Origin of the sequence: Sorangium sp. So ce426 (genome assembly GCF_051475585.1) — a bacterium.
Taxonomy (GTDB): Bacteria; Myxococcota_A; Polyangia; order Polyangiales; family Polyangiaceae; genus Sorangium; species Sorangium cellulosum_B.
Map to the genome: position 1 here is coordinate 9,881,243 of NZ_CP150341.1, position 25,045 is coordinate 9,906,287.

The window sequence follows — 25,045 nt, forward strand, 5'->3', positions numbered from 1 at the left end:
ACATCACATAAATGACACTAACCAAATCATTACATACCGCGCTATCGACACCCTCATCCTGCTGCAGTAGGTCGTTCGCCACATCCAGCGCTAGCTGCACTATCAGGCACCTCTCAGGATCTCCGTATTTTGGGTTAACCTATGCATCCCAACACCTCTAGAAGGCAACCTCGGACTTAAGCACCTCGAGCAATTCACGCCCCAAGTCCCGAACATACAAATTCTCTCGAGAAACCTAAGTCCAGAACATTTATTCTGAATTGATACAATATCACTTGCAAACATCTCAACCTCTACACAGCTTACTTAGTTGAGATGAGCCGGGGCGCGTCTTCAGAATTGAAGCACGTGACGCGCGATGCGGATAGGAACGCCAGGCTGCCACTGTGACGACCGCTGTCGGCTCAGATCGATCGACAACGTCAGTCAGAACCCAACGTCGGCCCCCGATGGCAGCGACGGTTTGCCTCCGGACTTGTAGGCCCCGCCGTACTTAGCGCGACGAGCACAATCGTAAACCGCCCAAAGTATTCCTTTGATAAACAAGCCAACCTTCTGCTCTTCCGAATCCCAACGTATAGATATATCTGTCTCACCAAAATCTGGCATCCCCGAGAGGACGTGTATCGCATCGAGAACCTTCTGTCCCGTACCTTCACCAGTCGCGTATAGGTAAAAGTAGCCTGTATCGCCGTCGTACTCGAAGACACCTGCAAGGTCTCCTGCGGGGCGCACCGCGCTGTCAAAGATCTCGTCCATCACATTACTCCGAGTGGTTCTTCTTGTAGTTCTCACCGAGTCGATGTTCTGTCCTGGTCATTGGCTTCACGCCCCCCTCGGGCGTCCTGTCCACATGATGTAGTTCCATCGGATGTCCATCGGAACCGATGGGAGCCTGTCCCTTCTCCATTTTTGCGATATCCTCTGGGCTGTACTTTCGGGGATTGTTCTTCGCTTCCGCTTTCCAAAATTCCCTGCGCTCGGCCTTGAACGCAGCCCGGTCGATCTTCGAGGCGGTCCTCGTGCCGCCCCCAGCAGATCCTGTAGATGGTGGTGCCTGCTTCCCCGCCTCCGCCCCCTGGGAGGGCTTTGCCGGCGGCGCCGGTTGCGGGCCCTTCGCCGGCTGTGCGGCCGGCGCCGGCTGTGCGGCCGGGGGCGGCTGCGCTGGCGCAGCCGCTGGCTGCGCCGCTTGCGCGGGCGCGGCTGCAGGCTGCGCCGCGGGCCGCGCAGCCTGCTGCTGCATCACGAACCTGAACAGCAGCCGGCGCATCCCGTCCCCGATGCCGCGAGACGTGCGACCCGCCGCCGCAGCGCCAGCGTTCATCCGCTGCAGCATCTGCTCCTGGTGGAACTTTTGCCCCGCCGGCCCGTTGAAGCAGCTCGGGTGCCTGCACCCATTGGCCCCGGGAGGGAAGTTCCGATGCGCCCCTTGCGCACTTCTCCCATCCGGGTCGACCAGGTTCACCGGGTTGTTCAGCGTGTAGCTGTACAGCCCGAGGTTCCCCGGGTTGAATACCCCGCCGCTCGTCCCCCCCTCCATGTACTCGTCCAGGATCGGATCCGGGCTCAGCCACACACTGCTCCTCGGGTCGTAGTACCGCGCCCCGAAGTAGTACAGCCCTGTCGCCTGATCGAGCTCCTTCCCCGTGAACACGTACGCTCGCCTCAGCTCGTACCGCGAGTCCGACGCGTCGATCCACAGCTCCCCGCTCGGAAAGTACTCGTCCCGCTGCGTCAGCGTCTGCTCGTTGTTCGACGCGAAGCTCGTGCTGCCCAGGTGGTCCGGGTGGTAGTACAGCGTCGGCGGGTCACGGAACCAGTCCGGATCCATCTTGCTCGCTATCCGCGTCTGCCCCGCATAGATGTGCTTCGTGACGAACCGCCCGTCCCGCAGCGTCAGGTGCTGGTCGTGGTACGCCGTCTCCTCCTCGCCGCTCACGTGGTGCAGGTGCACCCGCCGCTCCCCGTCACCGTCGTACAGCATCCGCGACAGCACCTGACCGTTCTGCGTCACCCGCGCGACCCGGTTCTCCTCGTTCCACTCCGTCGCACGCGTGCCCGAGCCAGGGTACGTCCAGCCGGTCTGGTTGCCGCTCGCGTCGTAGCTGATCACCCGCGACCACGGGGCCGACTCCGCCACGCGCTGCTCCTCGATGCGCTTCGGCGCGTGCGGCTGCGGGCCCGGGTACTGGTACTCCGACCGGTACGTCTGCTCCCGGATTGCATGATCCTCGCGCCATCCGTCGCACCCAGCCGGAACCGGCGTGGGGCACGCCTGCGGCACGTACCGGGAGCTCGCCTGGTCCTTCGTCAGGATGTTGCCAATCTCGTCGTACGCGAACGACAGCCGGTACCGGTACTGCCAGTCTCTCCGGTCCTGGTACGTCCCCCGCGCCGAGAGCAGCTGGTACAGATCGTCGTACCCGTACTCCTGCGTCGTCGGCCCCACAAGCACCGAGCCCGGCATGTCCTGCTCGTACGGCACCTCGTTCCGCACGCGCTCCAGGTTGCCCGCCACGTCGTACTCGTACCGCATCCGCTGGAACGCCCTCGCCGGCCGCCCGCGCTCCACGAGGTACCTGTCGCGGTGGTCCGCGTTGATCTCCTGAAGCCGCCGCGACTTCTCGTAATACCGATACGACGTCGCGATCCCGTTGCCGTGCACCACCCGCACCCGCTGCTCGAGCTCCTCGTACCCGATGTGCTGCAGGTACTGCGTCACCGCCGGCTCGTCCGGGTGCTGCGGGTTGATCTGCGTGTTCGTTCCCACCGCCGACCGGACCAGGCCCCCTCGGTCGTAGCCGTACGTCACCACCTCCGCACCGGAGCCAGGGAACTTCAGCGACAGCAGCCGCCCGAACCCGTCGAAGTCGTACTCCATCGTCGCCTGGTACGGCCCTCGGTGCGGCTCCCGCAGCCGGGGGAACTCCGTCGCCAGCTTCGCCACGTTCCCCTGCCGGTCATACCAGAACGTCCTCTTGCCCGCCTCGCTCTGCTCCTCCACCAGCCGCCCGGCCCGGTTGCCGTGCTCGTCGCCCGCCTCGTCCGGCGCGCCGTACACATACGTCACGTCCGTCGAGTCCGGGTAGTTCACCCGCCTGAGCCGGTTGAAGTCGTACTCGTACCGGATCAGCTTGCCCGCGCCTTCCGCAGCCAGCTTCGCCGTCTGCCGCGCCCCGACGTTGCCCGACCGGTCGTAACGCCACTCCGTACGCCCCATGTCCGGGCTCGTCAGCGTCACCATCCGTCCCAGCGTGTCGTACGCCGCCGTCGTCACGTTCCCGCGCGCGTCCATCACCCGCACGAGCTCGTCGACCGCGCTGTACCCGTACCGCGTCATCAGCGTCGTCCACGCCTCCGACCCGCGCAGCCGATTGCGCTCCTCGACCGCCACGATCGCGTTCTCCACGTCCTGGTACGCCTTGCGCACCTTCCCCTTCGGGTCGACCTCCGTCGCCACGAACATCGCCACGCCATCGAGCTGCTCGATATCGTAGCTCGTCGTCGTCACCGCCTCGCCGCCCTCGGCCGCCTCGTCCGGCTCCCTCCGCTCGATGATGCGCGAGAGCACGTCGTACTCGAACGTCGTCGGGTGCTTCAGCGCCACGTCCACAAACGCCGTCGCCTCCCCCGTCGCGAACACCGGCTGCCCCTGCTGCCAGACGCGCCCCCGCTCGTCCAGCACCACCCGGCCGCTCACGCTCATGCCCACGGTCGGGGCGGCCCCCGTCCCTGGATCCTTCTCCACGTCCTTCTTCGTCTGGATCACCCGGTCCAGCCCGTCGATGAACGTCACCGTGTCGATCGGATCCCCCGGGTGCTGCACGTCCTTGTGCCGCGTCCGCGCCCATGCCGGCATGGCGACGCTCTCCCCCGGCTGGAGCGAATACTCGAACGTGATCGTCGCCTCCGCCGCCGTCAGCGGGTCGTCCGGACCGAACACAGTCCGCAGCCGTCCGAACGCGTCGAAGTCGTAGTGGACCTCATGACCGTTGACGTCCCGCACCGCGCTCACCGCGCCGTAGCGGTAGTCCGACCACGTCTCCGAGAAGTAACCAAACGAGTCGTCCACCCGGGAGAGGTACGTCTCCGCCACATCGTCGTACTCGTACGTCAGCGTGAAGGCCCGCGGCTCGATCACCTGCTCCAGGTTGCCGTACGCGTCGTGGGCAAACTCCCATGTTGGATTCGTCGATGCGTCTCCCGTGTACGGCGCGCCCGTCGCCGGATCCTTGCCGCCGATCACCGTGTTCGTGATCCACTCGACCGCCCCGGTCACCTCGTCGTACCCGGCGGTGCGCTCCCGCAGCAGCCTCCCCGCGCTGTCGCGCGCCTCCACGCTGTCCGCTCGCACCACGTGCGGCCCGTCGTACGCCACGTAGTGGATCGTGGTCGTGACGTCGTCCTCCAGCGTGCCTGGCTCGCCGTGCTCGATCACCCCGATGAGGTTGCCGCGGTCGTCCCAGTCCCGCTCCTCGCTCGTCTGTTTGCCAGGCGCGCTCGGGTCCGCCGTCTTGCCCTCGTACCACGACATCGTCCGCTGCTCTTCCCTGGGGAAGAACGAGCCTGTCAGCATCGGCTGCGCCCCGGGCACCCGATAGGCCACCTGCTGCCGGCTGAACAGCCGCCCCTCCGCGTCCTGCTCGACCACCTCGGCCACGAGCCCGCGCCGGTAATAGTCCTGGTTGTGGTAACGCGTCACGATCTGCGAGCCGTCCTCGCGCGTCGCCGTCACCTGCGCAAAGCCGTAGTCCTCCCGCTCCGCCCGGTCGTAAAAACCGCTCTGGTGGTAATCGAACGTGTGCACGTAGGCCGGCGTGCCCATGCCGTCGTCCACCTCCACCCGCGACAGCACCCACTTGCTGCCGGGCATGTCCACGCTCAGCTCGTCCGGGCTGCTCGCATACGCCACCTTGTTCCCCTCACGCGCATAGTCCAGCCGGATGCTGCCGCCAAGCGGACGGACCACCCGCGACAGCCGGTTGGTCTTGCCCGTCAGGTTCAGCCGCGCCCGCAGCGCCGGGTCGCTCTCGCGCAGCATCCCCTCGCTCAGCTTCAGCACGTGATCCGCCGTCCCGTCGCCGTCCACATCCTCCCATCCGAGCTCGCTCCGCCCGTCGCTCAAGCCGAGCTGCGCCGCGATCTCGAGCACGATGCACACGTACGGCGTCGGAATCTTGATCGGCACGCCATACCCGGCGTTGAACGCCGTCGTCTCCGAGAACGACAGCGCGTCGTTGCTGCCGTTGATCTCCTTCGTGAACTCCTTCTCCAGCGCGACCCCCCACGGCAGCCCGCCGCTCACCGCCGGCGCGCTCCACCTCTCCTCGGGCCCGAAGCGGTCGCCGAGGTTGAGCCGCACCCGGTAATAACCCTGTCCAGGCTGCTTGCTCACCCGGTCGGGCAGCCTGTCGCCGTTCAGGTCCACGAAGTCGACGAGCGTCCGGCTCACCGTGTGCGCGATGCCGCCGCCGATCCCCGCATAACCCACCTGCAGGCTGTTCGTCGTGTTGTCCTGCACCCGCACCGACTCGAGCTGCTCCGGAGACCAGACCCGGCTCAGCGCGGTCAGCGGATCCCCGCCGACCTCCGGCAGCGGCTCGAACGGATCGCCGCTCGGATCGAGCGCCGCCCAGAGGCGCTCGTCCCCGAAGCGGTAGCCGAGGTTCAGCTGCACATGGAGAACACCGCCCGCGCTCCTCACCTTGTCCGGAAGCCCGTCGCCGTTCACGTCGAGCAGGTCGCGCGTCGTCTGCGACGTGCCCCAGCTCTTGCCGAGAGAGGGCAGCACGCTGAGCACCTCCTTGGTCTCGGCGCTCGCCTCGATCTTCTCCGCGATCGCGGACGCCGCGGATCCGAAGCCGAACCCGAACCGCGCGCTCATGGTCTCGATGACCCGGATGTCCCCCGGCCCGTCGACGGTCAGGGCGCCATACTGCCCCGGCTGCTGCCCGTCGCACCGGCCGCCGCTGCCGCACGTCTGGATGCGCATGCCGCCCTGCGTGACGGCATCAGGCCGCCTATCGCCGTTGACGTCGACGAGCTCCAGCTTCGACTCGGTGGTCCCGGTCGTCACCTGGAACGACCCGATGAGCGCGAGCTCCCCCGAGGACGAGCCGTTGTGGCTCTTCCTCAGGCCGGGGACGTTGGCCACGTCCTCCGGCCGGACGCCGCCGATGCGCGACGGCTTGAGCTCCCCGGCCCGGATGTACATGTCCGCGCCCGAGCCCCGGAACACAGGGCCGCTGACGCTGCCCACGAGAGGAAACCCGGCCTCGCCCGGCGACCAGCCCGCGTGGTACCCCTCCCAGTGCGGCTCGACGCGCGTGAAATAAGGCGGCCTGTTCTCCTCCGGCCTCCGGCGGAGCTGGTTCTCGTCGAACGGGTACTCCGTCGTCCACTCGCCATAGCTGAAGCCGCGGAAGCCGCCCACCATGCGGGCGTCCACCTGTTCCAGCTGCGACAGCGGAAGCGCCGTCCCGCCGATCGTGCTGTCGCTCAGCTGCACGGGCGCCACGATCGACTCCTCGGGCACCGAGATCGGCCCGCCGTCGCCGGGCGACGCTTCGAGCCCGCAAACCCTCTTTCCGGACGGAGCACCGGACCTGGGCGCGCACTCGCCCACAGCGCGGCAGCTCCCAGGATCCGCGTCGTGGCCACACACCTCGGTGTACCGGGCGAACCCCTGGTACTGCACGCGCGACGGGTCGACCACGTTCTCGCCGAGCTCGGCGTACAAGAACAGGAGATCGCCCTGGAGCACGGCCACCGGCCACGCGATCTCGGTGCTGAGCTGCGCGCCCGACACCGTGGTCCGATGGAGCTCGACGCTCTGCCCCGAGTCGACGTCCTGGCGCACGAGCCGCACATCGAACGCGTCATCCGCGTCGGTCCGGACGAAGCTCGCCTGCACCGTGACCTGCCCGTCCGCCCCCGCGGCCCAGCCCGGCACGCTCCGATCGAGCACGGAGAAGTCGTCCGCGAAGGTGAAGATGAAGACCGGACGCCCGAGCGCGTTGACGCGCGTCGTCTCGCCCGGGAACAGCGGTACGCAACGCTCCGACGAGCAGAGCTCCGTGTAGCGGATGCGCGGGTTCCAGCGCGTGATGTCGCCCTCGATGTCCTCCTTCGGGTCCACCCGGAAAAAGAGCGCGTCCGCCCGGCGGACCTGGATGCGGATACCGCTCCCGCAACCCGCCTGGCCCTCGGGGACACACGCAGGATCGCTCGGCCCGATGTCCTTTTTCCAGAGCAGCTGGTGCTCGCGGTGCCCCAGGCTGTCCGGCCGCGGCGCCCGCGTCGTCTTCGTGATCGACGCCGTCACCCCGTCTCCCGCGCCGCCCCCGGCCAGCGACACGCCGCCGTCGATGATGACGACACCGTCATACGGCGGCACCCATTTCACCAGCGCGCTGGTCCGGTAGAACGCGTCGCGGAGCGCCTCGACCTGCTCGCCATCGCTGAAATCCTCGTCGATCGTGAACCCGGCGCCGCGGGCGCCCGGCCCCAGCCGCGCGTTGTTCGGGTTCAGCGTCGCCCCGCTCCCATCCAGCAGCTCCGGGAAGCCATCCCCGTTGATGTCGAGCAGCAGGCTCTGCGCGGTCGCGGTGCTCCAGGCGCGGTTGAGACCGAGACCTCCGAGCTCCTGGAACAGGTGCATCGCCCCCTGCAGACCGACCGTGATCTGGTGCGTGCTGCCCGCGCTCTCCGGCGAGAACGCGTTTCCGCTCGACCGATCCGGGAGCGAGTTCAGCCAGACGCCGTTGCTGCCCACGAAATCCGGGAGCCCGTCGCCATTGATGTCCGTGAACGCGACGTCCTCGTCGTCCGCCCCGAACGAGACGGAGACCCCCAGCCCAACGTGCGGATCACACACCGTCGGCCCCACGCCGACGAACGCGCTGAGCCCCCCTTCGACCGAGCTCGTGGCCCCGAGGCCATCGCGCCCTTCCGCGGGGCGGCTCCACTCCGTCGGCGCCGAGAACACCTGGAGCTCGCCGCCCTCTTGCTGGAGGCCGAAGTACTCGAAGCTGTGCTCGTAGAGCGGCTCCTCACCGCCGTTTCCGTGGACAGCGATGCTCTTCAACAGCGACTTGTGATGGTGCCGCGGGTCCGGCGTGTCGTACGCGAAATGATAGCTCCGGATGATCTCCTCGGCGTCGGGCGCCTGGCCCATGGTCACGTCGACGCGCGTGAGCCTCCGCGTCGTCCGCACCTCGAAGCCGGCGCGCGCCGAGCTCACGACGTCTCTCCGCTGCGCTCCGTCGTCCACGGAGAAGACCACGTGATAGTGCGCTCCAGGGAAGCCGCTCTCGTGCTCCGTGTAGTCGATCCGCTGCGGATAGAGCTGCACCCAGTCCTCGCCCTCGGGCGCGTCCTCGAAGTACGAGATCCGCATCCGGTTGCCGAACGTGTCTTCCACCCGCTCCAGGTTCCAGCGGAAGATCCCGGCCTCGCCGGACCGGTCCGCAAGGCGCGCGCCCGCGCTCTCGCCGTAGGTATACCGGGTGCCGTCCTTGTCGGTGACCACCCAGTGAAAGCTCCCGGGATCGGCCCCGAGGCGCTCGATGCGATCGAACGCGCCCTCGACGCGCCGCTCGTACCTGCCCGGCTGATCGGGGATGGCCCGCAGCATCTGGCCGTCGAGCGTGTAGAGCTCGTCACCCGAGTACCGCGGCACGCCGAACCGCGTGTCGATCTCGATCGCCGAGAAGCGCAGATCCCACCCCACGCCGAGCCAGCCATTGCCCAGCTCGCTCTCGTACGTGACGGCCAGGTCCGGCGCGATGCCGTGCCGGCCCGGCGGCACCTCGATCGGGAACGACAGCTGCGCCGTGCCCTGGCCGTTCGCCTCCGGCGGCTCGATGAACGACACGCCCGCGGACGGGCTCGCGAGCTGGAACCCCTTCATCGCGTTGGGATCGAACGACTGCGCTCCCGGCTGATCCGGCATGGAGATCGCCGCGTTGACGAAATCGGTGAAGTGATCGGTCAAGCTCGTGAGCTCCCGGGCCCCGCCCTCCTCGACGCGCCCGAGCTTCGTCCATCGCTGGACCGTCTCGTCGAAGTAGAAACCGAAGATCTCCCTGGCCCTGGCGCCGCTCGGGATCGCCGCAGAGTCGACAGGCAACGTCAGCTTCACCGGCTTCTTGAACTTGAGCCCGTGCGGGCCGAAGCGGAACGCGCGCCCCTCGGGCGTCACATTGCGCATCGCGCGCCCCATCGGCTGCACCTGGACGGGCGTCAGCGGGCGGATCGTGATGCGCGTCGTCTCTTCCAGCGCGCCAGGCGGGATATCGAGCGTGGCGCCCGCGAACGAGAGCACCGCGCCCTTGTCCGGGCTCACCACCGCGCCATAGGGCGCGCCGTGGTCCACGACGAGCCCGCTCGGGGCGGCGCCCGCGGCGCACGGACCGAGCTCGAGCGCGCGACCGAGGCGCGTGCCGTCCTCGAGCCGCGCCTCGAGGCGCGCCGTCCACGTCCGGTGACTCGCCCCCTCGGGCTCCGGGAGCGTGAGCTCGAAGCTGCCGTCGTCGCCCAGCGCCACCGGCTCCGGGCCGGCGAACAGCCGCGCTCTCGACGCGTCCTCGCCGGCCAGATCGAGGAACCCGCGCACATGGGCCCTCCCCTCGGCGCACTCGCCATGCAGCGCCGTGCTCAGCGCGATCCGCCGCGCGCGGGACGGGACGGGGCTCGCCACCACGGCGACGTCCGACACCTCGACGTGGCTGCCCTTCGCCCGCGCGATCTGCACGGAGGCCGCCCCCGGCCATGTCGCCGACTCCGGGAGATCGAACCGGTGCCAGCCCGGCGGCAGGTCCTTGAGGTCGAAGCGAAGCCCCTTCGCGCCTTCGCTGGGCGCGATCTGGAGCTCCCCGGCGCCCGCGCTGGTCAGCTGGAAGAGGAGCGCGTGCGGCGCCACGCGCGCGCCGAAATCGAGGCGCAGCGCCTCCGTGCGAGGCGCGCGCTCACCGCCGGCCGGCCGGGCGTGCGCCTCGGCAGCGGAGCGCGCCTCGATCACACCGGCGTGCGGGATCCCGACCACCCGGAGCGCGCTCACGGTGAATCCGTGCTCCTGCTCCGCGGAGGGCCGGAACCGCACCACGTTATCGCCGCGCCTCAGCCACGCGGGCGCGATCTCCTCGACTTGCAGACCTCCGGTCGCCGGCGCTGCCGCCGGGGAGCCGCCGCGCGGCGCTGTGCCGTTGATCTGCCGGTTCACGCTCGACCAGTGCCCGCGGCCCTCCAGCTGGTAGACGAGGAACGCGCGCGCGAGCGCCCGTGGATCGGTATCCACGTGGAGCGACAGCGATTGCTCGCCGCCCGTGCGCGTCACGGTGGCCCGCTCGGACGTCGCAGCGAACTGGTAAGCCCCGGCGAGCCGCCCCGCGAGCACGCGATCGGCGAGCTCCACCTCGGAGAGGCCGCGCGTGGGCGCGCCGGCGGTCCAGAACAGGATCTCCTGCGGCCCGCGCTCGCCCGAAGGAAGCCACTCGATGACGACGTGCTGGGCCGTGACCGCCATGGGAAGGCGCGTCCAGCGCTCGCCCGTGTCGTGGAGCGGCACGTCGACGAGGCCGGAGGCGGCCTGAAGCTCGGCGCCGTCCTCCGCACGGACCGTGAGCGCGCCCTCGCTGCGCCCGTACAGCGCGAGCGCCTCGAGCGCGGTGGGCTGCGGAAACGAGACCCGGATCCGCACCTTCTCCCCGGTCTCGCTGCGAAGCCCCGTATCGCCGCGGCCGTCGAACAGGACCCACGGGTCCGCCCCCGGGCCGGCACCATCGGCGCGAACGTCCACTGGCAAGGCCACCATCGGGACCACGGCGAGGCCGTCGGGACCGCCGTCGGGGTCTCCCGCGCTCGCGAGCACGGCGGCGTCCCCGGCGAGCGCCGCCGCGGGCTCGGCGCCGCCGCGAGCGCCGGTGAGCCGCGCGCGCAGGGGATCGCCTATCCGGCGCAACGTCAACGCTTGAGCCCACGCGCCGAGGGGCGCGCTCACCACCATGAGCAACAGAACGCAACCGGCGCACCGCCGCCACACCCGTCTCATCCACCCGGACGTCATCGCTTGCCTCCGCGGGCGCGAAGGGAGCAAAAGCGATCGTAAATAGCAATTACAAGCGATAACAGACGGGGCGTTCTCGCTGGGAAAGGCGCCAAAATCGACCGATTCCCAGCACGATTTCAGCGCACCCGTGGGCGCTCCGTCTCCGAGCCATCGAATTCGGACTACCGGATGCGGAGAAGTTCATTATCCTGTGACGCTCAAGCAACAATCCCTGGCTCTCCCTCTCGGCCGCCCGTGCGGCGTGGGGGTGGCCGATCACGCCATTCACGGAGGTGACCTTGCGCAATCTCACGATCGGGGACCTGAAGCTCGCCTTGCGCGATCTCTTGACCGACAAGGCCGATGAGCTGCGCCTGTCGGCGACAGGCAAGCTGTATGAGCCGCGGCTCAGGGCGAAGCAGAAGGAGATCGACGCGATCCCCGAGGCCGCGGGCACGCACGCGCCGCTCGCCAGAGAGCTCGCGGAGGCGGACGTCCGGCACGACGGCCTCGGGGCGGCCGTCTTCTTCCTGTGCAAGGCCGTCGAGGCGCACCCCGCCTTGCCGGCGGCGCTCAAGGAAGCGGCGGCGACCGCGCAGCAGGCGTTCGTCCCGAAGCTCGACGTGCTCCGCGCGCCGTACGCGGACGAGGCGTCGGCGGCGCTCGACAACCGGCCCGAGCTGACCCGGCTCAAGGCGGAGCTGAAGGCCGCCGCGACCCCCGGCGGAGGGACCCTGCACGACTGGGTGAAGGCGTTCGTCGCCGCCGGCGACGATATCGACGGCCTGCTGCGCAGGCGCGCCACGCTCCTCGCGACGGGCGAGAACGCCTCGGCCACCGGCCCGCTCCGTGGCGCCGCCGTCGGGCTGCTCGGGCGGTTCCGGGAGGCGCTCCGGGACGAGATCCAGGAAGAGGGCAGCAAGCTGCCGGCCGACCACGAGGCGCGGCTGTTCGCCTACGTCGACAAGCTCAACAGCGATCGCGAGCGGGCCCTGCGCGGGCGCGCGACGCCCGAGCAGGCCCCGCCCACGGCCCCCAGCCCGCCGGCGGTGCCCGGCGAGGTGGCGCCGGCCGCGCCGGTGGTGAGCGCCGAGCCCGAGCTGTAGCCGGACCGCTCGCCGCGACATGCCAGGGGCGTGAGCGGCGAGGCACCCGCCCATGTCCGACATGCCCGGCGGCCTCGCCTGGCGGTAGTGCTGCACTTTGGATCTGAGTGCTGCACTTTGACTCCGGCCTCGTGCTGACGGGCTAAGTTCGGCCGGAAGTAGTGCAGCCCGCGGCGATTGGCGTCGCCCGGGCTGCGTGGCCGAACCCCGTTCCACCCGGAGTCCGACAGTGCAGCTATACCTGATCCCACCCGACGGCGGGCAAGGCGGAGGTGTGCCTACACGCCGCCGCCGTACTTCCCCGTGCATTTCGCTGACCCCTGCCCAGCGCAAGCGCCTACGCGCAGCCTTGCGCCACCTTCGCGCCGCATACGGTTCGTGGTCCTGCCTCGCCGCGGTGATGGGCATGGCCGAGGTGAGCATCGAGGGCATCGCCAACGGGCGGTACAACGGCTCGCCCGCGACCGCCCTGCGTGCCGCCAAGGCGGCCGGCGTCACCGTCGAGCAGCTGCTCGGTGACCTCGCTCCGGTCCACCGCTGCCCAACCTGCGGGAGAACCGGGTGAAGCGCCCGCGGAAGGGGGCCGGACGCCCGCCTGCCGCACGACATCCCCGGAAGCGCCCCTCGATGGCGGAGATCCTTGCCGAGCGCGGCATCGTCATGGCGACGCTCGCCGGCATCCCGAAGCGCGACCGCCGCGACGTGGAGGCCGAGGTGTTGCTCAACGCCTGGAACGCCGTCCGACGCGGGCTCTATCGTCCCGACCCGAAGGACAAGCCCAGGGACGCGCTCCGGAAGTGGCTCCACGGCATCGCGTGGCGCCTCGCCTCGCACTACACCCACAGCGCGTACGTGCGCCGCGCCGTGCTTCATCCGTCGCCGCTCGGGTTGCTGCGCGAGCCCGTCGGCATCGACATGCACGCCCAGATCGAAGCGCGGGAGGTGCTGGACGCCATGGCCAGCCTGCCGGGCTGGCAGGTCGACGCGCTCCTCTCCGTGGACGACCCGGAGAGCCTCGTCGCGTACGCTAGGCGCCGCCGGATGAACCCGCACACGGCGGCGTCCAGGCTCCGGATCGCTCGGGAGGCGCTAGGCTTGAAGCTGCGGAGGTGGCGCCGTTGAGGCTAACCCGCCCAGTTCGCCACGGCGACGCCTGCGCATTGTTAGTGAGGCGGCCTTCGGCTTGTGATACGCCTGGCTACATGGGTGACTATAATCACGAAAAGCTCCGCCAACAATACGACGAGGCCTCGGCTTATCTGGAGGCCGCCCGCGAAAAATATAACGCTGCAGTCCGCACTGCACTTGATGAGCTGGACCTAGACAAAAAGAAACAACTACACTACGTCGTTTCGAGTGCCAGGGCCGAGCTAGACAACGCGGCAACAGGCGAAAACGAAGCATATCTCAAGTGCATGGGGGCAAGGCTGGGCAAACTGCCTTAGACATCCAGTTACCGCCACTTCGGCCTGCCTAGTACATCGGCCCGGAGCAGGGGAGAAACGCCAAAGCCTCGATAGTGCTCAATTTTGAGCAATGGGGCTCGGTCCGCCTTGACGGCCACATCGGTCAGCCCCGTGGCCTACCGACCTGAGCCAGAAAGCCGCCACGAAGCCTCGGCTGCGTATTCCTCCTCGGACGGCTCTCGCTGAAGGCGGCGAACGTGGCAGTATGGAACCCAGCTGCACCAGGGGTCTCCCTTGCTGGTCCATATGACCAGTAGCCCGCCGCTGCGCTCGTCCGGCGTTGACTCGACAACGCCGGTAAGCCCTGGCACAGCGACGTACTCCACCACATCGCCATCCCGCGGGCGGTTCACGTCGAGGTTCATCCATCCTCCTCTGGCATCGATGCCGCGGGCAGCATACCCGGCCCGGGCCCGGCTAGCCGCCGTCTTGACGGTTGCCCTCCTGGGACACGGGCCGACCGAGATCGCCGGCATCCTCCGCATCCCCCTCGGCACGGCGGGCACTCGCCTGCGGCTCGCGCGGGCTCGCCTCGCTCCGCAGGCTCAGGCGGCGGCGGTACACCGTCTCACCCAGTGCCGCCGAAGCATCGGAGGGCACCGAACGTCGTCATGGCCTGACTTGTTGGGTTGGACGTCGACCTCCGACATTAACAGTAAGACGCGTGGCGCCCTACTCTTCATCCGGATCAGGCGTATACCCCGGATCGGGCACGGCGATCTCGTACCCTTCGAGATTCTCGTCCGCGTCGGACTTCTCGGATTCTGGCCCCGCGTCTGCCGCTCCAACTTCGGGGCTGTGAGGTGGCAACTCAGCCGGCTCGGGTTGAGAAGAAAACGCAAACAACGTCTGAGATCCACCAATCAGACCAAAAGCCTCGCACGGATCGAGGACCCATTTGCCACGTTTCCTTTGCAGAAGGCCACGGGCCCAAACATCTCGCTTGTCTCTGTGCGCATTGCAGGCCGACCTGTAATCGCTCTCCCCAAGCGAAAAGTGCACGGTCGCCGGGGCCCCCTTGTCTCGCGTCTCGATGGTAACAACGCGATCGGCATCGAACTCTGCTTCATGGTTCGGCTCAATCACATCATTCTTCCAGTCGCCACGGTCAGCCTCTGATTCACTCTCCTTCTTGTCCTTGAGGCTAACAATGGGGCCGTATATGTTGACATTCCTAGGCTCATCGTTGACTTGGCTTTTGGTCAACAGACGGGACAGGCCGTACGCTAACTTAACCACATCGTTCGTGTAGTGAATAACACCAACGCCGCGAACGTCGTCAGGGAGTTCTTCTCGAAGCATCGAAGACCAACGAACCGAAAAATCTACGTCCGCAAGTCCAATGCCATTGTACATGTCAACCAATGCGTCGGCCATGTTCGCATTTAGACCCTCGATGTATTCCTCGTACGGGTTCTCCCAGCGCTTGTTGTCATAGGCGCGCCTGCATCGAACAAGCCCGCGCACGATTCGTACCATCACTTGCCTACGAAAACGCGCGGCCACTTCCCTGCTCCCAAGTAAGCCCGGGCCACCTAGTGCAAGATCGTCCGGAAGTACGGACTCGACATCAAACGAGAAACTCTTCTGCTCGGCCGGCATCAGCCACAGGTTTGCCGCGAACTCGATCCCGACGCGATTGAGTCGCCTCATGAACGCTGCCCTGTGTGCCTCCCATCGCGATGCCACCTGTGCCTCGGCAGATGCTGCGAACGCAAAGAGCCCATACATTGCCGTGTATACTACTGGTGCTGATTTCAGGTGAATCTTGCTGTGCCTGTGCCGTGGCATGATGCGAATCGACAGAGTGTCCGATCGAGACGCTGACAAGTCAGCGATGACTTCGTTGCTGGGACGTTGCTCTATGGCGGCAGCAAGCCTGGATAGGCGCGGAATGGCTTCGGCGACCGCGCCTGGATCGTCGAACGTAGGGATCGCAATCTGAATCGGCTCCCCGCTGTCGTCTTGGATAGGAGCTTCGTAGATGTCGTACCCATCCTCATCGGACAAGCCGGGGATTACCGTCCATCCGTGATCGGCGAGGTATCTGGCAAGGTCGACGGCATGAATGTCCTGCGGGATCATTTGGCGGCAAGCTCCCTCAGTCGCATGGCCTTGCGCTTAAGCTCGCCAATGATGGCGTCAACACCGAATACCTGTGCTCGTGGAATAGTAATTGTTACAGACCTGTCGTTGTCTGTCTCGTCTTTGCCGCGCAGGTCTATCCAGTACGCGCATCGATACAGAGACATCGAGTCTTCTGTAGATGACATCCACTTTCTCACATCTGGATGCATGGCGAGAACAACGAGTAGCCTCACCGAAGGCATCCTCTGTACAAGCCTATTGTATGCACCAGCGTCGAGCTCGTAGACGATGCTGTCGCTCAGAAACTTGGCTCTGTACGTGGCTTTGAGTTGCAGGTGCAGCTCCGCCCCCTCGTCCTCTTTGCCACGGATTTTCTGTACGTATGACAGCTTTGCGTCCCAGCCGATATCGTCTCGCATGCGTTCACACTTGCATCCTGCCATGTATGCGACGGCGTGAACGTAGGCGTAACTAAGCTCTTCCTGAACACGCTTCTCGGAGAAGGTCCAGTACGGTGGCTTGGCGATTGGTGTCATGACCGCTTGGCGCTCGCACGCTATGTGCGCTTCATCTGGACGGAAGGATCGCCAAGGTGAGCGAGCGGGCCAAGTTCTCGGACTGTCGGGTACGGAGCCTGCGCGCGGGCCGGCCTTGATGGTGGCGGTGCACGTGTGCGCGTTCATGCCCGCCCCTTTGCCCGGAATCTGGCAGGGCGAGAAACGGGAGCGTCCGGAGGCCAGGCGAACCGCGGCCAGATGATCGCGGCATCCCCAACGCGACGGGCCGCCGCTGTGACATACCCCGTCCTGTCGGCATCTGCCGCGCCCTTCCGAGCGGTTTTCCTCGGCAAAAGCGCTATAATCAGAGGACCTTAGACGAAAACGCCCCGCCCTCAGCTGCGAACTGGGAGCAGGGCGGCAGAAGCCGAGCGGTGCGACCCGTCCGACGTCCTGGCAGACCGGATCGTGGGCCCTCCGCCGGGGAAAGGCAAGGGTCCCGTGGCGAACGTGCTCCCGGCGGAGAAGCGCCTGCGCGTGCTCGCAGCGCTCCTGGACGGCAACAGCATCCGGGCGGCCGAGCGCATGACCGAGGTCAACCACCGCACCATCACGCGCCTCCTGCTGGCGCTGGGGGCCGGTGCGGTGCGCCTGCATGACCGCCTCGTGCGAGACGTGCAGTGCAGCCTCGTGCAGGTCGATGAGGTCTGGTCCTTCGTCCAGAAGAAGCAGTCCCGCGTGACCGAGGCCGACCCGCCCGACGTGGGCGAGGCGTACACGTTCGTTGCCATCGACGCGACGAGCCGCATGGTCATCTGCTGGCGTGTCGGCAAGCGCGACCAGGCGACGACAGACGCCTTCATCAAGGACCTTCGCGCGCGCATGCTGGTGATGCCCCAGCTGACCAGCGACGGTTTCGCGCCTTACATTTCCGCCGTGGGCACGTCGTTCGGCAAGTCGATTGACTACATGCAGACGGTGAAGAACTACCGCTCTGGCAGCCGCGGACGCCGGGATGACGACCACCGCTACGAGCCGCCGCGCGACCCCTTCATCACGAAGTCCGTGGTCTACGGCGCGCCCGACCCGGCCAAGGCCTCGACGTCGTACGTCGAACGCCAGAACGGCTCCACGCGCCACACCAACGGCCGCATGAGAAGGCTCTGTCTGGCCTTCAGTAAGAAGGCCAATCACCACGCCGCGGCGGTCGCCTTGAACTACGTGGCCTACAATCTGGTCCGCGTCGTGCGCACGCTGCGCGTCACGCCCGCGATGCAGGCCGGCATCACCGACCACGTGTGGTCGCTTGACGAGCTCCTGGAGACGCTCACGACCGAGGAGGAGGGGACCGCCCCCGAAGCGCAGCCGCTCACTCATCGCGAGCCCTCCGCGCCAGCGAGGGCGCTCCCGAACAACCGGGGCTTCCTGCGCCTCGTGACCGAGCCGACGCCCGCGCTGAAGCGTCCGCCGCGCCATCCCGACCCCCCGGCATCGCCTCCGGTCCAGCCTGCTCCCCCTCCGCCTCCACGCGGTCCGGTCCAGCTGTCCCTGTTCGATCCCCCGGAGGAGCCGTGAGTGCTGCACTTTGCCCGCGCAGGGTGCTGCACTTTGAGCGCGAGTGCTGCACTTCGGGCCAAAGTGCAGCACCACCCGCCTGGCAGGCACTCGCCCATGTCCGACATGCCCGGCGGCCTGCTCGGCAGGGCACCCGCCCATGTCCGACATCCCGGGAGCCGTGGCGGAGCAGGCGCCCGCCCATGTCCGACATGCCCATCGGCCTGCTCGGCGAGGCACCCGCCCATGTCCGACATGCCCGGGGGCCTCGCCGAGCGGTGGTGCAGCCTTTTGCTCAAAATGCCGCACTACCCGAAGCGGAATCCCGCCGCGGATCGTCGACCCGGACGAGGTACTCCAGGCAACTGCGGGCAGGGCCCCTCCGCTGTTGTGCGTACGTGTCCAGGAACTTATTTTACCACGTAACCGAACCGCACGCCGGCCGCCGGAAGGCCGCCCGTGCCGGGGGCGTACGTGGTCACCGCCGCGGCCTGGCCGCCGGTCGCGTTCGACCAGGGCAGGACATGCACGGCGCCGTACGTGGACGGGCCGTAGGGCATGCCGACATACAGGCTCGTCGCGGTGGCGGTGATGCTGACTCCGACGTACTGGTTCTTGCCCGGGGTGCCCGGCAGGCTGGAGGCGTTGCCCGGCTCGATCCAGAAGTCGGAGTCGCCGGGCACGCCGAGCAGCGAGAAGGTCTGGATCCCTCCGGCCTTGGTGGCCGTGCCGATGGCCTCGCCGGGGATGCCGACCGCGAGCAGCATCGTCGACGCGGTGCTCTCGGCGCGCGGTGCGGTGTTCACGGTGGTCACCTTCTCGCCGAACCGGTCGCCGGCCTCGGCGCCGCCGGAGACGCCGTCGATCTCCTGGTGGATGTCGCCGAGCTGGCTCCAGGTGCCGGCCGCACTGACGCGGACGATGACGACGCGTCCTGCGTCGGCTCTGTCAGCGCCGTTCACGGTCAGGGATTCACCGGGCGAACCGATCGCGAGAATGGAGTCGGCGGCGGCCGTGGCTCCGGCCGGGCGGTACTCGGTCATGGACAGCGACGCGCCGAACTCGTCGCCGGCCTCCGCCGAGCCGCTGATCATGTCGAGGCTCTGGTCGAGTCCCGCCACCGGGGTGGGGATGCCGCCAGCGTTCAAGCTGTGGGCGAAGATCACCACGGCGCCGGAGGCCGCCCTGTTGCCGATGACCTCGTTGGGGATGCCGACGGCGATGTGGTTGGCGTCGCCCGCGACCGAGGTGCCGAAGCCATCGTTCGCTTCCACGGCGCCCGGGACACCCGTCTTGTCCTGGTGGATGGAGACGACGGTGGTGCCGCGCAGGTAGAAGACCGCGCCCGCCCTGGCGACGGTGCCGAGCGATTCACCGGGCACGCCGATCAGCAGCCACGGCTCCCCGGCGGCGGTGCGGCCGGCCGCGAGCGAATGGCCCATGCGGTCGCCTGCCTCGGGGGACGACGCGGCGATTGCCCCCGAACCGGTGCCCTGTTGCAGGTGCAGGGTCGCCTGCCCCGTGCCGATACCGCCGCTCGCGCCATAGAGCACGTCGACGAAACCGGCGCCCTTCGCGGTGCCGAGGTCCTCGGCGGGGGTGCCGACCACCAGGTCGGTGCAGCCGTCCTCGTTGTAGTCGACGGTCGCGAGGGTCTCCCCGAACCGGTCCCCGGCCTCGGCGCCGCCCGGCACCCAGTCCAGGTCCTGGTGGATCTCGGCGGTGCCCTTGCCGCCCCCGTACACGATCCGGACCAGGCCCGCTCGGGCGTCGCCGCCCACGGTCGCCTCGGGGTCGGAAACCGCGATGTCCTCGACGCCGTCACAGTCGAAGTCGTTCACGCGCGGCGCGGCGATCTTGGCGGCCACCCAGTCGCCAAGGTCGTCGACCCGGGTGGCGATGCCACCGGTGCGGGTCTCGGTCGTGTCCGTACCGAAACAACGGCCCTGCCAAGAACGGCTGTTGACGGCGACAAGCTCGGCCTGGCCGTTCGTCACGCGGACCGCAGGTCCACCGGTGTCGCCCATGCAGATGGCCGCGCCGTCCTTGCCGGTAACCGCGGCCGTGGTGGCGTCGGCGGCGTCCACCGAGAATGCACCGGTGTGCAGCAAAAGCGGCGCCCACTCGTCCTTCGTGCGGCCGTATCCGGCGACGCGTAGCTCCTCCCCGGCCGTGGCCGCGGTGGTGGCCAGGGCGACGGGGGCGACGGTGGTGACCGGGCGGGAGAGGCGGGCCAGGATCAGGTCGCGGTCGGTGCGCGGGACCAGCGCCACGACCCGGCGCACTTCGCCGTTGCTCGTGGTCAGGTCGGTGCGCCCGATGATCGCCGTCGTCCTCAGCTTCGGCGTGCCGGCGGGCACGTCGAGGCTGGACGTCGGGTCATCGGCGAAGCAGCTGGCTGCCGTGAGCAGCCACTCGGCATCGACCAGGGCGCCAGAGCAGGCACGGGTGCCGTCGCCGATGTCCAGGCGCGCGGTGTAGCCATAGGTGGTGTCGGACGCGGCGGCGCCGGTGACGGCGTGCGCGGGCGCAGCACTCAGCACCAGCAGGGCCGCGATCAGGACAGTGGCCAGCGCGACGAGGCGGACGGGGCTGGTGCGTTGGATGACCATGGCTTCCTCGATGCGAGGTGGTTGGGTCCGGCAGGCCCGGACGGCCGAGCAGCTGATGAGGGACGTTGGCCAGGTGCTACTTGGAGGTCCTGATCTCGACGAGCGTGACCTCTTTCGTCTCGCCCGTGCTCTCGCCCACAGGCAGCCACTCGTTTTTTTGGATCTCGTACGACCGCACCTCGTTGTCGACGGCTATGTCGACCTGAATCGTGTAATCGTTGCCCCTGATGGCGTAGACCGCGGGGATCTCCAGGCTCAGGTAGCCGGAGTTGCCGGTGACGCGGAAGCATATGCTGTGCTTCCTCTTCCTGGCGAAGACCTCCAGCAGGCCGGTCTGGCTCGCGCAGTCGGCGAGGACGACGCGGCCGTCCCCGCGCTCGAGGGTGATGCCCTGTTCCGCGAGGATCTTGCCGGCCTGCGGGTAGTTGAAATCCTCGACGGCATAGCCGGGGGCTGCGTCGGCAACGGGGTCGACCGCCTCGGCGGACGCGCCTCGCTGTGAGGGGGCGTCCGACGGACTGCTCGTCATCACGGGCCAACCCAGGGCGGCGGCCGCTGCGGCGCCCAGAGCGCACCGCGCGAGTCTCCTTTGCTCCGGTCGCGGCGGAGTCGCGGTGGTCGTCTTCATCACAGTCCTGCTCGTCGTTCCCGGTCGGCTGCCCGGAACGTCGGGACAGCGCGGGTGTGAAGGCCGCGGAGCGCGGCAGCTGAAGCGAGCGGAGTGACGGGGGGCCTCTTCGCCTCCGCAGCATATTCGAAAGCATGAAAGACTGGCGCCATGCACGGTGAGGAGACGGTCCGCAGCGGCTTGTTCATGAGCTTATCCCCCCGGGTCGGCGATCCTCGACGACCCGCATGAAATTGCTGTTCCTCAGGGGTCGTCGTGCGTCCCGCTACGCGCGATGGGGACAGGGGAGAGTGAGCGCGGAGCCCAGCGGTGACGAGGACCGTGGGAGCGCTTGCCTAGCGCCCAAGACGACCCCTTTGCCTGCGTCCTGGAATCTCATTGTTCGAGCTTTGTTCGCCTGTGCAAATCGTGTGAGAGGCAGACATCCACATGGGCGTCGTGTGGCGCGCGCGGCGTCGATGCGGGGTTGATGTGGCACCCGTGCGATCGAATGGCAAGCAAGGAGCGGCAAAGGGGCAATGTCCCGGGTTGCCCCGCTGGTGAGGCTGCCTCTCTTTGCGGCTTCTCCGCGCTTTCAGGCAGCCTCGCCGCCGCGTATATCAGGCAAAGTAGACGCGCCTTGGATCTGCCTGAATTCGCGGGGCTGGCTCGTGTGATGCTTCTTCGGTGACCGACGCCATCGCCGTCGGGCAGGCGAGTGTCATGTTTCCAGGGGGCATCCAATGATGAGGAGCAACACCGATGTGATCGATCCGTTCGCGCTGCCGGACACCCGGCGGGCGAAGGCGGTCAAGGCGTGGATGACGGGCGGCAGGGCCGTCAGGGCAGCCGCATCCGATGCGCTCGACGGCACAGACGCCGACATCGACACCTTCCTCGCCGAACAGCTGCCGATGGCGACCGTGGAAGACAACCGTGTCGCCATCGTCACCTACCTCGCGCGCGCCGGTAAGGGACTGCGCCGGGAGGCCGTCAAAGCCCTCAGCCAGGGCGATGGTGCCATCGCAGCCTTCCTCGAGGACGGCTTCAAGCCCGCCCTCCTGGAAGACCTGCGCGTGGCCACCGCCACCGTCATCCACACCGGCAGCACGGCGGTCAGGCGGGCGGGCTCCGCCGCCCTGGACATCGGTACACAAGAGGCTCTGGAGGACTTCCTCACCGACGGCCAGCACACCGCCCGCCAGGAGGACATGCGGGTGCAGGTCGCCAGCATGCTCGTCAACGCCGGGCAGGAGGTGAAGAAGTACGCGGGCCGCGCCCTCAGCGGCACCGCGGCGGACGTCCAGTGGTTCCTCGACACCGGCCAGCACATCGCCCGCGCCCGTGACCAGGAGTCGGCGACGATCGAGGAGCTCGTCGCGGTGGTCGAGCGGGAGGGGAGGCGCGCGCAGGCCGAGAGCGACCTGGCCGTCGAGGCCTCCGAGCGGGCCAAGACCGCCGCAGCGAAGGCCAAGGAGGCCGCCGAGGCGGCGGCGGCGGAGGCGGAGGCGGCCAAGGAGGACGTACAGAAGTCCGGGGCAGCCGCCCGCAAGGCAGGCAGGGCTGCCAAGGGCGCGGCAGACGCCGCCCGGAACGCCATCAACGCCTCCCACGCCGCCGTGGCCGCCTCGCGCCGCGCCGCCTGGGCCGCCACCGCTGCCTCCCAGGCCGCCGCGACCGCCGGATACGCCGCCTCCCGCGCGTACAACGCCGCGATCGCCGCCTCCAAGGACGCCTCCCAGGCCAGGTCGGCGAAGAACGCCGCGATCGCGGCCCGCGACGCCGCCGCCAAGGCACGATCGGCCGCCAGGGCCGCCGGCCACGCCGCGAGCGCCTCCGCGCAGGCCGCCAACGCCGGCTCCGCAGCCGCCTCCGCCGCCCGCAACGCCGCCGCCGCCGCCAGCGCCTCCGCCCAGGCCGCAGCAGCCGCGGGCGTGGCGCAGCGGGAGGCTGCGGAGGCGAAGCGTCAGGCGGCGATCGCGAACACCGCCGCGAGCCGGGCCACCAGCGCCGCATCCACCGCACGGGCCCTGGCCAGCTCGGCCGCGAGGGCCGCGCGCGCGGCGCGCGATGCCGCCAACTCCGCCGCGGACCATGCGGACAGGGCGGCGGACGCGGCCGAGGAGGCGGTGGAGCACGCCGGCGAGGCGCTCGACCACGCGAAGAAGTCCACGGCCCACGCGGCCGCGGCGGTGAGGGCCGCCAACACCGCCACCAGGGCCGTCGAGGACGCCATCGCGGTGGAGCAGGCGGCGCGGGACGCGGAGATGGCGCGCCTGGAAGAGGACATGCAGCGGGGCCGGGACGAGGCCAGGCAGCTCGCCGAGATCGAAGCGGACGAGCGGGCGGAATACCAGAACAAGCGCACGCAGGCCGAGCAGACCGAGCGGGCCATCCGGGACCTGATCGCCCAGGCCGAGCAGGCGCTGGCGAGCAACGACCCGGCGCTGGCCGCCACGCTGGGCCGCAAGGCCGCTGCAGGTCTCCTGAACGCGAGGGGCGCCTGGACGCGGGAGGCCGCCCAGTTCGCCCTCTCCGGCTCGGACGCCGACGTACACGCCTGGATCGACGCCGACCGGGCCATCGCACAGGGTCAGGACGACCGGGAAACCGCCCTCTACCTCGCCCAGGTGTCCGCCCCCGCGATCGCGGAGGCGGCACAGAACGCGCTAGCGCTGGAGAGCGATGAGCCTCAGGCGGTGCCGCGTTTCCTCACCGAAGGGGTGATCGAGGCCGCCGCGGAGGACAACCGCGTCCAGATCGCTCGCATCCTGCACGAGAACCCCGGAGACGCCGTCAAGGCAGCCGCTGTGGCCGCGCTCGATGCGCGCACCGCGAAGGCGCTGCAAGACTTCTTCGAGCACGCCTACCCCGACGCGGTACGGGAGGACGACGCCGTCACCACGGCGACGCTCCTCGACAAGGGCGGCCCCTACACCAAGGCGCACGCCGTGGTCGCCCTGGAGGGCCCGACGTGGATGCGCAGGAACTTCGTCGAGGTCGTGCAGTACAGGACGGCACAGCTCGACCACGACGCTGCGACCCACATCGCGGCGATCCGTGGGGCGATCGCCGCAGCAGCGAAGATCGCCTACAAGGCGCAGCAGGACGCGGCGCTCGCGTCGAAGGCGGCAGCGGAGGCTCGCGACGCGGCGGCGGAGGCTGCGGAGTGGGCATCCAGGGCGCAGGCCTCGGCGGACAAAGCCGCCGAGTACGCCTCGCAGGCGCGACAGAACGCCGAGGAGGCGGACAGGTCCGCCGCCGCCGCCCAGGCGTCGGCGAACCAAGCCGCAAACGCGGCAGCGACCGCGCGCGGCGCCGCCCGCTCGGCGAACTACTCGGCGAACAAGGCGATCGACGCGGCGCGCCGCGCCCTGAGCTCCTCCTACAGCGCCCAGGCGTCGGCGTCGAGCGCGCGTCAGGCCGCGGTCGCGGCGGGCCAGGACGCGAAGGCGGCAGCGGCAGCAGCCAGCGACGCCCGCCGCATCGCCACCGAGAAGCGGAAGGCCGAGGTGGCGGCGGCCGCGCGGCAGGCAGCCGAGGAGGCGAGGAAGAACCGGGAGAGCGGGACCAACCCGGCCAACAACCCCCTCCACGACAAGGTCAATCCGAAGGGAAGCAACGACGGCGACGAGGACTGGTGGGAGGACGCCGGCTGGTGGGCGGACGCGTTCAACACAGCCAGCATCGCCACCGGGTTCGCCTCCGCCGTCTTCGGCCTCTTCACCCCGGTCTTTCCCGTTGCGGCCCCGGCCGCGGTGGGCGCCGCGTACACATCCATCGGGACCGCCGGCCTCAGCGCCCTTTTCTCTGGCATCGAGTACGGGTTCACTAGCAGCCAGTTCACCGCCTCCGCCGGGAGTGCCGGCCTGGCGCTGATCACGTGGGGCCAATCCAAGTGGATCGGAGCACTCGGCGGCACCACGGTGGCCACGAAGCTCACGAAGTTCGCCCTCGATCTCGTGTCCCCGATCGTCGGGGTACTGTCGTCGTTCTGACAGGGATCGTCGCGTCAACTGACCAGCAGGGGCTGGTGTTCGTCGCCGGCCCCTGCACCTTTCTCCCGGA

General features: G+C 68.6%; 12 protein-coding genes. 6 read left to right on the forward strand and 6 right to left on the reverse strand.

From position 1 onward, the window contains the following. Nucleotides 1-426: 426 nt before the first annotated feature. A complete protein-coding gene (locus tag WMF44_RS37010) occupies nt 427-759 on the reverse strand; it encodes a DUF2251 domain-containing protein (protein WP_437294750.1) in 333 nt (110 codons plus the stop codon). 4 nt (nt 760-763) lie between these two features. After that, complete coding sequence (locus tag WMF44_RS37015; protein ID WP_437294751.1) at nt 764-10,999, reverse strand: SpvB/TcaC N-terminal domain-containing protein; 10,236 nt, start codon at nt 10,997-10,999, stop codon at nt 764-766. Nucleotides 11,000-11,340: 341 nt separating this feature from the next. Here WMF44_RS37015 and WMF44_RS37020 point away from each other — a divergent pair, with 341 nt between their 5' ends. The 4 genes from WMF44_RS37020 (at nt 11,341) to WMF44_RS37035 (ending at nt 13,598) form a co-directional block, all read left to right on the forward strand. Beyond that, on the forward strand, nt 11,341-12,153 hold the full coding sequence (locus WMF44_RS37020; protein ID WP_437294752.1) for a hypothetical protein: 813 nt from the start codon (nt 11,341-11,343) through the stop codon (nt 12,151-12,153). Nucleotides 12,154-12,502: 349 nt separating this feature from the next. Next, entirely contained in the window at nt 12,503-12,718 is a 216-nt protein-coding gene (locus tag WMF44_RS37025; protein ID WP_437294753.1) for a transcriptional regulator, read from the forward strand. Beyond that, entirely contained in the window at nt 12,715-13,275 is a 561-nt protein-coding gene (locus tag WMF44_RS37030; RefSeq protein WP_437294754.1) for a sigma-70 family RNA polymerase sigma factor, read from the forward strand. Before WMF44_RS37025 ends, WMF44_RS37030 begins: the two co-directional genes overlap by 4 nt. An 80-nt stretch (nt 13,276-13,355) precedes the next feature. Beyond that, nucleotides 13,356-13,598: a hypothetical protein gene (locus WMF44_RS37035; protein ID WP_437294755.1), complete on the forward strand. Its 243-nt coding sequence runs from the start codon at nt 13,356-13,358 to the stop codon at nt 13,596-13,598. Nucleotides 13,599-14,291: 693 nt separating this feature from the next. Here WMF44_RS37035 and WMF44_RS37040 read toward each other — a convergent pair. Further along, entirely contained in the window at nt 14,292-15,704 is a 1,413-nt protein-coding gene (locus tag WMF44_RS37040; RefSeq protein WP_437294756.1) for a hypothetical protein, read from the reverse strand. After that, nucleotides 15,701-16,243, reverse strand: coding sequence for a DUF4365 domain-containing protein (locus WMF44_RS37045; RefSeq protein WP_437294757.1), 543 nt, complete (start codon nt 16,241-16,243; stop codon nt 15,701-15,703). Before WMF44_RS37045 ends, WMF44_RS37040 begins: the two co-directional genes overlap by 4 nt. Before the next feature lie 462 nt (nt 16,244-16,705). Here WMF44_RS37045 and WMF44_RS37050 point away from each other — a divergent pair, with 462 nt between their 5' ends. Beyond that, a complete protein-coding gene (locus tag WMF44_RS37050; RefSeq protein ID WP_437294758.1) occupies nt 16,706-17,779 on the forward strand; it encodes a transposase in 1,074 nt (357 codons plus the stop codon). Nucleotides 17,780-18,168: 389 nt separating this feature from the next. Here the strand turns inward: WMF44_RS37050 and WMF44_RS37055 are convergent, their stop codons facing one another. Together WMF44_RS37055 and WMF44_RS37060 are read right to left on the reverse strand one after the other, a co-directional pair. Then, nucleotides 18,169-20,370 (reverse strand): trypsin-like serine protease, encoded by a 2,202-nt coding sequence (locus WMF44_RS37055; protein WP_437294759.1) that lies wholly within the window; start codon nt 20,368-20,370, stop codon nt 18,169-18,171. Between the two features lie 76 nt (nt 20,371-20,446). Then, the gene (locus tag WMF44_RS37060) at nt 20,447-20,998 is read right to left on the reverse strand and encodes a hypothetical protein (RefSeq protein WP_437294760.1); all 552 of its coding nucleotides are present in this window, start codon (nt 20,996-20,998) and stop codon (nt 20,447-20,449) included. A gap of 722 nt (nt 20,999-21,720) precedes the next feature. On the opposite strand from WMF44_RS37060, the gene WMF44_RS37065 reads away from it, so the two are divergent. Then, on the forward strand, nt 21,721-24,975 hold the full coding sequence (locus WMF44_RS37065; protein WP_437294761.1) for an ALF repeat-containing protein: 3,255 nt from the start codon (nt 21,721-21,723) through the stop codon (nt 24,973-24,975). Nucleotides 24,976-25,045: the final 70 nt, after the last annotated feature.